At 48.1% G+C, this 13,239-nt stretch carries 9 protein-coding genes; all 9 read right to left on the bottom strand.

Features of this window, described 5'->3' with window-relative positions:
- Positions 1 to 128: 128 nt before the first annotated feature.
- The gene (locus ACMXD4_RS00045; protein WP_415879487.1) at positions 129 to 2,081 is read right to left on the bottom strand and encodes a UvrD-helicase domain-containing protein; all 1,953 of its coding nucleotides are present in this window, start codon (positions 2,079 to 2,081) and stop codon (positions 129 to 131) included.
- Positions 2,078 to 4,324 carry an AAA family ATPase gene (locus ACMXD4_RS00040; RefSeq protein ID WP_415879486.1) on the bottom strand — a complete coding sequence of 749 codons (2,247 nt, stop codon included), beginning with the start codon at positions 4,322 to 4,324 and terminating at the stop codon, positions 2,078 to 2,080. Before ACMXD4_RS00040 ends, ACMXD4_RS00045 begins: the two co-directional genes overlap by 4 nt.
- Before the next feature lie 705 nt (positions 4,325 to 5,029).
- Positions 5,030 to 5,461 carry a putative iron-sulfur cluster-binding metallochaperone gene (locus ACMXD4_RS00035; RefSeq protein WP_415879485.1) on the bottom strand — a complete coding sequence of 144 codons (432 nt, stop codon included), beginning with the start codon at positions 5,459 to 5,461 and terminating at the stop codon, positions 5,030 to 5,032.
- Between the two features lie 17 nt (positions 5,462 to 5,478).
- Positions 5,479 to 6,189: a MerT/CopZ fusion-like heavy metal transport selenoprotein gene (locus ACMXD4_RS00030; RefSeq protein WP_415879484.1), complete on the bottom strand. Its 711-nt coding sequence runs from the start codon at positions 6,187 to 6,189 to the stop codon at positions 5,479 to 5,481.
- Between the two features lie 85 nt (positions 6,190 to 6,274).
- A complete protein-coding gene (locus ACMXD4_RS00025) occupies positions 6,275 to 6,682 on the bottom strand; it encodes a MerR family transcriptional regulator (protein WP_415879483.1) in 408 nt (135 codons plus the stop codon).
- Between the two features lie 333 nt (positions 6,683 to 7,015).
- Positions 7,016 to 9,421 carry a DNA topoisomerase (ATP-hydrolyzing) subunit B gene (gene gyrB, locus ACMXD4_RS00020; protein ID WP_033157627.1) on the bottom strand — a complete coding sequence of 802 codons (2,406 nt, stop codon included), beginning with the start codon at positions 9,419 to 9,421 and terminating at the stop codon, positions 7,016 to 7,018.
- A gap of 120 nt (positions 9,422 to 9,541) precedes the next feature.
- Complete coding sequence (gene recF, locus ACMXD4_RS00015; protein WP_415879482.1) at positions 9,542 to 10,615, bottom strand: DNA replication/repair protein RecF; 1,074 nt, start codon at positions 10,613 to 10,615, stop codon at positions 9,542 to 9,544.
- 14 nt (positions 10,616 to 10,629) lie between these two features.
- Positions 10,630 to 11,733, bottom strand: coding sequence for a DNA polymerase III subunit beta (dnaN, locus tag ACMXD4_RS00010; RefSeq protein ID WP_101053653.1), 1,104 nt, complete (start codon positions 11,731 to 11,733; stop codon positions 10,630 to 10,632).
- A gap of 189 nt (positions 11,734 to 11,922) precedes the next feature.
- Positions 11,923 to 13,239, bottom strand: coding sequence for a chromosomal replication initiator protein DnaA (dnaA, locus tag ACMXD4_RS00005; protein WP_415879481.1), 1,317 nt, complete (start codon positions 13,237 to 13,239; stop codon positions 11,923 to 11,925).

Below are 13,239 nucleotides of genomic sequence, written 5' to 3'. Positions count from 1 at the left end.
TAACTAATTTATATTAAATGATTTTAATTTTTTCAAAAGTGACATTGCTTATTTTAAGATCAGTAAAAAGCAGGGGATTGAGTTGAAACAAACTCAGCAAATACTGCGTTGCAAGCACTTGGTCATGCCTAGGAAATCCTTTCAATCTCAGTATCCGTGAACCAACCACCTAACTTGATATTCTCGAGCGCTTTCTCCGGGTCCGACGACCAGAGGACGAGTGCTAAACTCTCTCGCGCCCGACTGCAAGTTACGTAGAGAAGACGCAGAGTCCGATCAACAGTAGTTTCATTGTTGCCAGCAACGTTAGCCTGATCTGTTGGACTCAATGGCTTCGCTCCAAAGAGCTTGTCATAAGAGAACAGGAAACCCGCCGCCTCCTGATCATCCATGACGACCATCACGTGCTCAAATTCAGAGCCCTTTACCACCTGATGAGTGGCAAGGCTGGACCGACCCTCAAGGTAAGTCTGATACCGCCTGATTTCGGCCCAGAGCGTGTTGAATAGATCATGCCACCCCCGTCGTCGCCTGTCCTCTATAGACTCATCACCAGAACGCACTGGAGCAGTTGGCGGTGGTTCCATATCCAGATAGGCAGCAACAAGGCGATCGTCCAGATTGAATAGCTTGTGCTGAACAATCGGCTTGAGTATGTCGCGCACAGTGGCTTCTGGCTTGAAACTGGCGGTGGCGAACTCCATTACTGACTGGTGAAGTAAGGCGAGCCTAGATTGTAGATTGGGTGCGCCATCTGAAAGGTCCCGTAACCGACCATATCGATTCAATATTTCGATGGCGGCGAATTCGTCGATTCCCCCATTGCTGTCGACACAGGCCGCCAGATCTTGTGCTTCGCGCAAAATAACCCGCACAGAGGCTGGCCCTGTATTCTCACCGTTACCTTGTGGACGTGTAGCGTCTGGATCTATAAGGAGCAGTGCATTAAATGCGTCAAGAAATCCGCCACGTTGCGCGGCAAGCTTGTGCTCTAGCGCCAACACTTGATAACCTCCATTTGGGTTGCTCCACCCCTCGTGCTTTGAAATAGACACCATTTTCTTAGCACAATCTACTTCTCGACAAATTTTTTCTTCGGATGCAAGGTTACTGCCGCCGACGTAAATTCGGACTATGCCACCTGACTTTTCTGTTCGTGCATACTGCCGAACACCTGTAGCCGGCTGTGTCCGTCCGTTCAGTTCAGCTTCCCAAATACAATTGATAAGATCAACTATACGTTGCTGGCTACGATGGTTCATCTCTAACTTAGGGCGAGCCCATTCAGCAGGAATGTAAGAAGGCAAATCTTGGTGACCGTCCATGTAGATTCGCTGCCGGTGATCACCGATAAACCCGAGAATCAGATTCAGCGGTTCTTCCCTAGCGACCTTTATCAAAACATCGAGCATCCCTTTCATTGTGTCCTGAGACTCGTCGATTAGAATTAGAGGATGTCGATCTATGAGACTCCTTCTTAGGGTCGGGCGGTTATCAATCAACCAAGCGGTAATATCGAGCACTTGGGCATGCTGTAGTGCCCCCTCTCCGTAGGTATTACGATCTGGGTTATAGATGAAATGGGGAATAGACGTCAGAGTGGCAGCTTTGACCATAAGCTCTTCGATGGTCCGTTTGTCTTTGTCCGTATAGCCACGCTTCCTAGATTCAGCAGTCTGATGTACTTTTTGGAGTTCCTTAGAATTTAAATCGAGCAAAGCTTCACGGATGTCATCATCAAATCCAGCAATTAAGTCCCAGCAGAAGGCGTGGATAGTGGAGACCTTCGTCAGATCGTTCTCCCCGAGCCGTCCATTGATCACAGCTACCGCGTTGCGGGTATAGGTGATGACGCGAATCGATTGTCCCCGAGCAAAAATTCTGTTCGCGAATTTGGAACCGGATTCGTGGAACTCAACCCCAGTCAATCGGCGAAGAACCTCTACAAGGGTTCGGGTTTTACCTGAACCAGCACCCGCAAATAAGAAAAAACTCTTTGGTGGAATCGAGGTAAGGTAGCCGCAGATTTCCTCTACAACGCCGGTGTCACGTTCATTGCCCACTAGATGTCGAAGCGTCATGGCTGTCCCCCAGAATTGGTCGGCATCAACTTTCTATCGAGCCAGTTGAGCGCATCTGATATATAGCCTGGACACTGAAGCTTTTCCCCTGCACAAAGGCGTTCAAAAAGTGTCGCCGCAAATTCACCTTTGTTGAAGTTTCCTTGGAGCATTTCGTGGAGCGCTTCGTTTAGACTGATCGGATCAGCAATAGCCTTAACAATGCGAACTACCTGTCCAAGAGCCCCCTTCGCGCCTGTTCGGCCCTTGAACCATTCGTGGTTGGTAAGGATGAAAGCGTCTTCAAAGGAACTCGGCCAAGCACCTTCTGGCAGAATCCGTGTCTGCCAAGCGAATAGAATGTGGTTTCCCATACTGCTGGCCCAGATCTTTTCCGCATCAGGAAATCTGTCGAAATCCTTCAGTCCCGCGAGGGCAGGATGCCACTTTCTGAGCGTACTATTCCCACACGTAAGGTCCACGGAAGTGGTGATAGCTTTGGCCTGTTTAACTGTTTTACCCTTTGCGTTTTTCGTGACCAATACTGGATCAATGTCTGTGATCACCACTGTCGGGATCCCCAATCGCTCTACGAGCGGTCTAAGGCGATGAGCGTGACTGCCACCAACCTCCAGGAAGGACAGGTACCTGCCTCGCAGATCTCGGAAATCTCGCTCGATGAAAAATGGGACCAACATGCGTTCGGCGGTTCCTTCGACGAGGATTGCAGCATCGGCAAACAACAGATCGGTATGTTGAACCCGGAAATAGCGTTCGGCAAAGGTTCGCGTCTCGATGTCGTCGCCGAAAACATCCGCCAGGTTTATTACCTCGGAATTAGGCATTGCGTTTGGTATTGATGGCACTAAGCGCCGGACATACCGGAGGCGCGTAAAGTTCTCAGAGTGAGCTAGGTGACTGGCGTGTGTGGTCAGGATAAGCTGACTAGCGAGGTTCACGTGGTCATCTTTCTCCGAAGTAATAAGTTCGAGAGCCCGCTTCGGAAATACCCGCTGAACCTGAACATGCAGATGGGCCTCCGGCTCCTCAACAAGAACCAGATGAACTGCGGCAGGAGAACCCTTGGCTGGGTTCAGTCGATTCTCCCGGAAGGACACGAGCTGATAACTCAGAGACTGGAGGTTCTGATAGCCAAGCCCTATCGCATGCTCTGGGAGGAACGCATCGTGGCCAGCTAGACGGTACTGAACCGCCGTGCTGTGGTTGAGGAGATCGGCTGTCTGGATCCGTGTGCGGAAATGAATCTCCTGAGGATCATGTAGACCTGGGTACCCGAGTATCTTGACGTCCTCAATTGTTGGTTCCAACGCTGTGCGGATTTTGTCGTCAAGCTCGCATTGTGCTTTGGCGACAGCTGAGATGAGGTCTGGGTGGTCACCAGGTACCGTGTTATTGAGGTGTCGTCGAGCATATCGAAGCATCTGGTTGGAAAAAAGCCCAACTTTGTGTGGATCAGAGCCAGGCCGGCCATCTGCCTCCTCAGTTCCGAGTCCACGCTGGGCGGCGACGAAATCGACCCGTATCAACGGAGTGAGGTATGCACGATCAAGGGGCATCGCGTTAATAGAAAGCTCCTGAGGTACGTCGGAAGGGCTCGCCGCCAGCGGACCTTTGCCCGGTTCTAACTTGTAGATTTCAACGCGACCTAGGTCGCTCGGATGTCGTAACCAATAGTCAAGGAGGTCCGTTGGCCAGGCTCTCGCCGACATGTCGTGGTGACGAACTGACTGCCTAGCTTCTCGAAAACGCCAAGCTAGTTTCTGGAGTTCTTCGACTGTGGAGGCTGGCTCAACTCGGAGCCTAACCCCAATGGGACCACCGGACCACTGAAGTGACGGTAGAAAGGGAAAAACAACGTGGTATGCACCAGGTAGGACGTTAAACCAGAGATCAAGCGTCGGCATGCACTTTAGGAGATCCTGGAGGAGCTGATCCCAGAGCATCGGGTTCGAGTCGTCTGAGGTAAAGTCTTCATCAAGAGCTTCCCATACCTTCCCGAGCTCACGTAGCGTTGGCCATTGATCCAAACTCAGGTCGAATGCACCAAAAACAGGATTCTCCGCTAGGAACTGCCTTAGGGCCATTATGATTGACGACTTCCCGCTGTTATTTGCGCCGACGAGGATTGTTGTTTCGGCGTCGATCAACACCCGAACGGAACTCAACCGGCGAAAGCGGCTTATATCGACGCAGGCTAGGCGAACGTTAGGAAGTGATGGTTTACCTTTATCATCTTGGGACATTCAAGTAGTCTCGGGCGATTTGTGTAATCAATACTTACTATGAATTATTCATTGGCGACGTTGGGCCGTGAACAAACCAATTGGATTGATGTGAAAATATCCGGTGTTGCGGCAGCAGATATAACATTAGTTTGCGTAGCTGCCCTATCGTTAAGCTTTTATCAGTCGACTACTCAAACTGACCTGCAGTCAGTAAAAAGCAATGAAAGACCTGCTTCACTCAAATACTTGCCGTTAACCCTCTGAGGATCCGACTTGTAGCTTAGGGTCAACCCAGGTAAACAGCATCTAGATGCACTTTCATTTGTTGAGTCATTCTATAAATCTGAGTTCTCACAGCATCAACCAGGAGGGGGGCTTCTGACTTTCCTGGTTGATTGGCTATCGTCGCCATATCTAATGAAACTAAAAACCATCGGATTTTTTCATTATTTGTGTCATTAGTTTTTCACTAATTTGGCACACTTTTCATTAATTGTGGCATCCGACAATTAGTGTCGAGTGACACCATTAATGAAAAATGGATCATTGATTTTTAAGAAATATTTCATTATTTATGTCACATGCTAGTTGGAGGTTTGACACAAATAGTGAAAATTCCCGGATTTTTTGCCAACAATAGTGAAATATTTCGCTGCTGCGAAAGCCGGAAAAATACCCAGAGTTCGAACGGCTGGTTTCCAGTAATAATCCGACAACCATACGTCACTCATTTTCAAAACGCTTGAAGTTGGCCAAACAGCACAGGCCTGACGGATTCCTGATTTCGCAGGCACATTCGCCGGCTTTGGTACGTTGCGTGACGAAAGCTTTGATCGGTTCTGCCCGGCGATCTTTTAACGCCGATAAATACTGCTCGGCGTCTATGTCAAAGCAGTAACAAAGCGCGTCGGTCTGAATCGCTTGATAGCTTCGTAAGTGCTGTTTGGGAATAGTGTTGCCTGAGTTGGCAAAGTAAGCAATTGAGCATGTTTTTGCAGGACAAAAATAATAGGTGTCAATGACGATTGACTGATTCTCGGGAAACCGCACCTGATGGTACAACGTAGGCATACCTACGCTCTTGCATGTGGCACCGCATTCAGGACAAATCTGTTTGGTTTTGGTAGATGTACTTGGGCAGCAGCAATCAGACATAGACACCATCCCCGGCCTTATTGGCTAATAGGTGTGGCCAGGGAGGCCGGATAACCGGCATCTGTCGTGGCTTTGATCAAGGCGGCGCTATTGGTTTTTTGGCCGTCGAAAGTAACCACGGCCGTTTTGGCATCGTAATCGACAGCCACTTTTTGTACGCCTTCGACTTGCTGCAAGGCTTTCTTGATGGTGACTGTGCACATAGCGCAGGTCATGTTTTCTAACTTCAGTGTCACCGTTTGTTGTTGGTTTGGCAGTGCTTCTGTGGTTTCAGCATAGACCACTGGCATCCACAAAGTGGCCGATAACAACAAACTTATCAGTAATAATCCGGATTTAATGGTCATATCGGAATTCTCTCAAGCCATGAAAAAAGGTGCTACCCAGGGAAAAGCCAGCAACATCAAAATGAATGCGGAACCCAGCCAAAACAGTAGGCGCTGTCGGCGTTGGTTGTCGGTTGTGGAGCAGATTTCACCTACCGCACAGCGATCAGTCGTTAGATAGAGTTTTCGATAGCCGAGCCCTACAAAAATCAGAGTCAGGATGATGAAAAATGGCCGGGCCGGTTCCAGTGCCGTCAATGTGCTGATCCACGCACCGCCAATACCCAACGACAACAGTAAGAATGGCCCGACACAACAGGCCGAAGCCCCTACAGCGGCCAATATCGCGCCGATACCCAACCATGACGGGGTGTTAGTGGGGGTTTCTGGGTCTGTATTCATAGCAATCTCCTAAGCCAAACCATGCAATTTTGGCAAGGAGTCTAAATCCTGTTGTTTAGAACAGAGTCAAGCCCGAGATTTAGAATTAGGGCTGGGTTGATGCGTCTTCGCTAAACGCATCGAGAATAGCGCAATGAGCGGATGACGCTGTCTGCTGACAATCGTTGACCAGAGTTCCCAATATCTGTCGGAGAGCCGTTAAGTCTCTGATTTGTTGATCGATCTGCTGGCACTTTTGCTCGGCGAGTTGCCTCACATCGGCACAATGCACCCCGTCAAGCGATAGCAAGGTGGCAATTTCTTTCAAGGTAAATCCAGCCTGTTGAGCGCGTTTGATAAAACGTATTCGGGCAAGCGCATCAGATGAATAAACTCGGTAACCGCCATCGGGTTTCGCTGGCTCTGTCAGTAAACCAATGCGTTGATAGTGACGGATGGTCTCGATAGTGACTTCGGTTTGTTTGGCAAGTTTGCCGATGGTCAAAGCTGGCATTTTATTGAGCCTTAGACTAAGGGAGTTTTATTGTCATGCATTTTCCAATCACTAGCCTTTAGGCGTCCAGATTTTTCACTTTTTGTGTCACTAATTTTTCACTAACTTGGCACGTTTTCCATTAATGGTGTCACTCGACAAGTGACTTCGGTTTGTTTGGCAAGTTTGCCGATGGTCAAAGCTGGCATTTTATTGAGCCTTAGACTAAGGGAGTTTTATTGTCATGCATTTTCCAATCACTAGCCTTTAGGCGTCCAGATTTTTCACTTTTTGTGTCACTAATTTTTCACTAACTTGGCACGTTTTCCATTAATGGTGTCACTCGACAATTAGTCAAACATCCAAATTCGCCACATCCAGCGCATTCTTCACAATAAAATCCCGACGCGGTTCCACCACATCGCCCATTAGGGTGGTGAAGATTTCGTCGGCGGCAACTACGTCGTTGATGGTGACTTGCAGCATGCGGCGGCCGTTGGCGTCGAGAGTGGTTTCCCAAAGCTGTTCCGGGTTCATTTCGCCCAAACCTTTGTAGCGCTGGATATGCTGGCCTTTTTTGACTTCTTTCATCATCCATTCGAATGCTTGCTTGAAGTTATCCACTTGCTGTTCGCGTTCGCCCATGCGCATGACAGAGGTTTCGCCGAACATGCTGAGGGTTTTTTCTACATAGCGGGCGATTTTTTGATAATCGTTGCCGGCGAAGAACGGCGCGTGCAAGACAAAGCTTTTGGTAATGCCGTGCAGACGCTTACTGACTTCCACATCGAAGTCGTCGCTGCCGCGATATTTTAACTCGGTGCTGAATATGGCTTTATGACCACCCTCGTTCAGATTTTTTTGCAGCAAATCCAACCAGGCTTGCAGCTTTTGCTGATCGGCTTTGATTTCGTCGCTTAACACCTGCATGTAGGTCATTTGCTCCAGATACAGGTCGTCGTAGCGTCTGGACAGGCGATTGATGATGCTCATCACGTCGGCAAATTCAGTCGCCAATTTTTCCAGACCTTGGCCTTGGATGACCGGGGTGTCGGCATCGGTTTGTAGTTGCGCTTTGTCCAAAGCCAATTGGATCAAGTATTGATTTAAGGCGTTGTCGTCTTTGACGTAATGCTCTTGTTTGCCTTTTTTGACTTTGTATAAGGGCGGTTGGGCGATGTAGATGTGGCCGCGCTCGACCAACTCCGGCAATTGCCGATAGAAAAACGTCAGTAACAGGGTGCGAATGTGCGAGCCGTCGACGTCCGCGTCGGTCATGATGATGATGCGGTGGTAGCGGAGTTTATCGATGTTGTATTCGTCTTTACCAATCCCGCAGCCCAAGGCGGTGATCAGGGTGCCGACTTCTTCCGATGAAATCATACGGTCGAAGCGGGCGCGTTCCACGTTAAGGATTTTACCTTTCAACGGCAGGATGGCTTGGGTGCGGCGATCACGGCCCTGTTTTGCGGAGCCGCCCGCCGAGTCCCCTTCCACGATGAACAGTTCGGACAAGGCCGGGTCTTTTTCCTGGCAATCGGCGAGTTTGCCGGGTAAACCGGCAATATCCAGGGTGGTTTTGCGGCGGGTCATTTCCCGAGCTTTTCTAGCCGCTTCACGTGCTCTGGCTGCATCGATAATTTTGGCGGCGATGGCTTTGGCGACTTGCGGTTGTTCCAGCAGGAACTCTTGCAGTTTTTCGTTCATGGTCGATTCGACCAAGGGTTTGACTTCCGATGACACTAATTTGTCTTTGGTCTGCGAGGAGAACTTGGGATCGGGGACTTTTACCGACAACACAGCGGTTAGACCTTCGCGGGCATCGTCACCGGTGGTGGCGACCTTTTCTTTTTTAGCCAGGCCGTTAGTTTCGATGTATTGGTTGATGGTGCGAGTCAAGGCGCCTCTAAAACCGGCCAAATGCGTACCGCCGTCGCGTTGTGGGATGTTGTTGGTATAGCAGAACACGTTCTCTTGGTAGGAGTCGTTCCATTGCATCGCCACTTCCACCGTTACGCCTTCTTTTTCGGCGATAAAGTGAAAGACTTTTTCAAACAACGGGGTTTTGTTTTTGTTCAGATGCTGCACAAAGGCGCTGATACCGCCCTCGAATTCGAATACATCTTCCTTGCCGGATCTTTCGTCGCGCAAGGAGATGCGCACACCGGAATTTAAAAACGACAGTTCCCGCAAACGTTTGGCAAGGATGTCGTAATGAAATTCGATATTGGTGAAGATAGTTGGGCTGGGCTTGAAGTTGATGTAGGTACCGCTACCTTCACAATCACCTATCACCGCTAAAGGCGCTACGGGTTCGCCGAGCACGTATTTTTGCATGTGTAGCTTACCGTTCTTACGAATCTTTAGGGTCAACTCTTCAGACAAGGCGTTTACTACCGAGACACCTACGCCGTGTAAACCGCCGGAGACTTTGTAGGCGTTATCGTCGAATTTACCGCCAGCATGCAGGATGGTCATGATGACTTCGGCGGCGGAACGGCCTTCTTCCTTGTGTATATCCACCGGAATACCGCGACCATCGTCGTAGACAGATACTGAACCGTTTTCATGGATCACGACATCGACGCCTTTGCAATAACCAGCCAATGCTTCGTCGATGGAGTTATCGACCACTTCGAACACCATGTGATGCAAGCCGGAACCGTCATCGGTGTCGCCAATGTACATGCCTGGACGTTTTCTGACCGCATCCAAGCCTTTAAGTACTGTGATATTCGAACTGTCGTAATTTTCACTCATGGGTATATCCATTGTGTTGTGTTTTACCGCAACGATGCCCGGCCTTCATGTCACTCATGAATCGGTTGTATCGTGTGTGATGGGAGTTGTTAATTTTTATTATTTGTTCCACGTGAAACATCAAAATTGTTTTACATCGCCGTGTTCCACGTGAAACCATTTATAGTTTTCTACCGAACTTAAGTCGCCAAAATCAGCTATATCGGTACTGCTGATAAAAACCTGGCAACTCAATCCAACGAGGTATTTTATCAATTTTGCCCGGTTTTCTGTATCCAATTCGGACGCTAGATCGTCAATGAGAATGCAGCACGAGTATGGGCTTTCCTGGTTTAATAAAGTCACTTGCGCTAACAACAAAGCCAAGACCAAAAGCTTTTGTTGTCCGCGCGAAAGATAATCTTTCGCCAGTCTTTTGTTTTGATACGTTTGAAAATCCGCTCGGTGCGGGCCGCTATGTGTAAAGCCATAGCGCATATCTCGGTCTAGATCGTTTTTCAAAATAAAGTCTAAGGCTTGTCTATCGTCCCAGCCTGGCAAGAAGCGTAAATCGACATCATCCCTATCCAAGAAATGGCCAGCCATTTCTAAAAACACCGGTTGCAGGCTGGCTACATAGGCCAAACGAAAATCGTTAATCACCTGCCCGTATTCCACAAGTTCTTTGTCCCAGGCAGGCAGCTGCTTGATTTGCCGGGTTTTCAACAAAGCGTTGCGTTGCTGCAAAGCCTTATTAAACTTGCGCCAACAGGGCAGAAAGTTTTTGTGCTGATTAAAAATCCCCCAGTCTAAAAACTCTCTACGGATTTGCGGCCCGGAGTCCAGCAAGCGATAACTCTTGGGATGAATCAATTGCACCGGCAATGCGTAAGCCAAATCCGCTTTTTGCCGATCTTCCTGGTCGATGCGAATCTGGCATTGCTTATTGTCAATTTGAATCCCCAGCGTGCTGACGGATCCGGAGTGTTGCCGATTTTGCGCCGACACGGTCAATTGCGACTGTTCGAAAGAAATTGCCTGCTTGGTATGGGTCGTTCTAAACGAACGGGATCTACCCAAAATAAAAATAGCTTCCAGCAGCGAACTCTTGCCGCTGGCATTGGCGCCGGTGATGAAATTAATGGCAGGAGACGGCGAGATACTTGCGGAATGGATGTTTCTGACCGACAGCACATCCAGCTTTAATAAGGTCATAATCCCTGGACAACCTACATCCGCATCGGCATCACAATAAATTTAAATAAAGGCTGTTCGGGTTCTTCAATAAAACAACTGCTGGCATTGCCGGCTATGGTCAGCACCGCCATTTCGGAATCCAAATTGGACACAGCATCCAACATGTACTGCGAGTTAAACGAAATACTCAAGGGCTCACCTTGATAATCGATGATCAACTCTTCCTCGGCCTCGTCATGCTCGGGATTATGCGTACTGAGTTTCAGCAAATCGCCGGATATATCGAAAGTCACGCCCTTGTACTTTTCATTAGACAGAATCGCCACCCGCGTTAACGCATCTCTCAAGACTTGTTTTTGGATTAGCAAAGGACTCATAAAGCTTTGATTAAACACTTTACTGAAATCCGGAAACTTGGCATCGATCAGTTTGGAAGAGAACACTACATCCTTGTAATAAATTCGGATGTTGTTGCTGGAAAACTGGATGTTTAGTTCAGCGTCTGCATCGTCCAGCAAGCGGCTAAGTTCCTGCACCGCTTTTCTGGGCATGATGATGCGGGATTCATAACCGGTCGCCTGTCCAATATCGTCTTCATAAATCGACAAACGATGACCATCGGAAGCCACCAACTTCAGCCTGGAATTACTCACGTTCAACAACAAGCCGTTAAGGTAATAGCGTACATCCTGATTAGCCATACAAAACACGGTTTTATCCAACGCCTTCTTGAATTTGCCGGCATTCAATAAAAAGCTATGCTCAAACTCGGACTCATTAAACTCAGGGTAATGTTCAGCTGGCAAGGTACTTAAAGAAAACCTGCTGCGGCCGGAGACAACTTTGACTTTATCGTCTTGCAACTCGAAGTGGATTTCAGCGCCGTTTGGTAATAAGCGGCAAATATCCAGAAATTTCCTAGCAGGAACCGTAATTTCCCCAGAATGAGATATTGATTCGATATTTAATTTAGCAACAATCTGGATTTCCGTATCCGTACCGGTCATTACCAACTGCTCGTCGCTGGCCTGCAACAACACATTGGAAAGAATCGGCATGGTTTGCCGTTTCTCGATCACGCTAACGATTTGCTGCAGCGGCGGCAAAATTTGATCTTTGCTAATAATAAATTTCATATAAATATCTTTTATATATTGTTACTACTATGTAAACAAAAAGCTGTGGAAAACCGGTTTTATCTAATTTAAATCAAAATCTTAGCATGTATCAAACATTGTTGCCGGATACCATTTTAGCTTGTATGAGGTTTGTGGATAACCTGGATAGAGTATTTTCGGCACACTTTATCCACAACTTAAGCGCAATTAATGCGATAAGGTTCTCAACAGGTTTTTGTAATCTTCCGCCATCTTCACATCGTCATCTTTCAACTCAGCCACCCGCTTGCAGGCGTTGATGACTGTCGTGTGATCGCGTCCGCCAAACGCATCACCAATTTCCGGATAACTGTGAGAGGTCAACTCTCTAGCCAAACACATAGCCACCTGTCGTGGCCGAGTGATGGATTGTTTGCGATTTTTTGAGGATAAATCAGCCACCCTGATCTTGAAATATTCGGCCACGGTCTTTTGAATGTTATCGATACTGATCAACTTATCTTGCAAGCTAATCAAATCGTGCAGCGCTTCCTTGGTAAATTCCAGAGTGATGTCGCGGCCGGTAAATTGCGAGTTGGCTACCACCCGCCGTAACGCACCTTCCAAATCCCTAACATTGGAAGGTATGCGTTTAGCAATGAAGAAGGCGATGTCTTGATCCAGATCCACACCGACTTGCATGGCCTTTTTAATCAAGATAGCGGCCCGGGTTTCCAGATCCGGCGGTTCGATAGCCACTGGCAAACCCCAACCAAAGCGCGATTTCAAACGATCTTCCAAACCGTCGATTTCCTTGGGATACTTGTCGCAAGTCAAAACCACCTGATGTTTGTTATCCAGCAAGTTGTTAAAAGTGTGGAAAAACTCTTCCTGCGAACGTTCCTTACCGGCCAGAAACTGGATGTCGTCCATCAATAAAATATCGATGCTGCGGTAGTACTCTTTAAACTGGTTGATGCTGTTTTGTTGCAGCGCCTTGACCATGTCCTGCACAAATTTCTCGGAATGCAGATAGACAATATTGGCATCGGGTTTTTTCAACAACACCGCGTTGCCGATGGCATGCATCAAATGGGTTTTACCCAAACCGGAACTGCCATAGATAAACAGTGGGTTGTAAACTCTACCGATATTGTCGGAAACCGTCATCGAAGCGGCTCTGGCCAATTGATTGGATTTACCTTCCACAAAGCTTTCAAAGGTGAAGGCTTTGTTTAAAAAATTAGGTTGATTCTTCTTTTGCGCCGGACTTTTGTTGAGTGCCGGTGCTTTGATGGCCGGCGATTTTTTACTGCCGATTTCAAACTGCAGCGCCAAGGTCGCATTGGAAAACTCGTTGACGGCGTCTTCGATGATCGCGAAAAAATGTTGTTTGATGTGGTCGATAATAAACCGGTTGGGAGCAAGCAATTTTAACTGGCTGTCGGTTTCCACTGCTTGCAGCGGCCTGATCCAGGTGCTGAAATCGGTACTGGGAATTTCATGTTCAAGCTTGGCCAGGCAGTTGTTCCAAATCACACTCAT

Source organism: Methylomonas sp. TEB, from assembly GCF_047777895.1.
Taxonomy (GTDB): Bacteria; Pseudomonadota; Gammaproteobacteria; order Methylococcales; family Methylomonadaceae; genus Methylomonas.
Note: the sequence above shows the minus strand (reverse complement) of the source record. Positions and strands in the feature narration are given on the sequence as shown.

Coding starts and splice junctions, on each gene's coding strand:
- ACMXD4_RS00045 (WP_415879487.1), bottom strand. CDS start 2,081: ATGACGCTTCGACATCTAGTGGGCAATGAACGTGACACCGGCGTTGTA.
- ACMXD4_RS00040 (WP_415879486.1), bottom strand. CDS start 4,324: ATGTCCCAAGATGATAAAGGTAAACCATCACTTCCTAACGTTCGCCTA.
- ACMXD4_RS00035 (WP_415879485.1), bottom strand. CDS start 5,461: ATGTCTGATTGCTGCTGCCCAAGTACATCTACCAAAACCAAACAGATT.
- ACMXD4_RS00025 (WP_415879483.1), bottom strand. CDS start 6,682: ATGCCAGCTTTGACCATCGGCAAACTTGCCAAACAAACCGAAGTCACT.
- gyrB (WP_033157627.1), bottom strand. CDS start 9,421: ATGAGTGAAAATTACGACAGTTCGAATATCACAGTACTTAAAGGCTTG.
- recF (WP_415879482.1), bottom strand. CDS start 10,615: ATGACCTTATTAAAGCTGGATGTGCTGTCGGTCAGAAACATCCATTCC.
- dnaN (WP_101053653.1), bottom strand. CDS start 11,733: ATGAAATTTATTATTAGCAAAGATCAAATTTTGCCGCCGCTGCAGCAA.
- dnaA (WP_415879481.1), bottom strand. CDS start 13,239: ATGAGTGTGATTTGGAACAACTGCCTGGCCAAGCTTGAACATGAAATT.